The 273-nt window shown below is 63.7% G+C and carries 1 protein-coding gene; it reads left to right on the forward strand.

Features of this window, described 5'->3' with window-relative positions; genetic code table 11:
- On the forward strand, window positions 1-257 hold a 257-nt coding region (locus tag ABG80_RS23090; RefSeq protein ID WP_160322620.1), incomplete at its 5' end, for a hypothetical protein.
- Window positions 258-273: the final 16 nt, after the last annotated feature.

The raw sequence follows: 273 nt of genomic DNA on the forward strand, positions 1-273 counted from the left end.
TCACGCTGACCGGCACCATTCGAGCAGTCACCACCCTGGGTGGTGGCGTCAACAAGAAGACCGGCGAGGTGATCCCCACCCGCCCGGTTCTCCAGATCGAGGGCCTCGATAACCGTGGCCTCGTTCAACTCTTCACACTCACAGTTCCGGACACCAAGCCTTTCGAGGGCCGAGTGGGTGAGCAGGTGTCCGTGCCGGTGCGTGCGTGGGCTCCTGGCGCGTCGGTGAGCCTCGCCTATGAGGGGGGCAAGGTGTGAGGATGGATGCACGTAT

Origin of the sequence: Aquabacterium parvum, from assembly GCF_001447195.1 — a bacterium.
GTDB lineage: Bacteria > Pseudomonadota > Gammaproteobacteria > Burkholderiales > Burkholderiaceae_C > Aquabacterium > Aquabacterium parvum.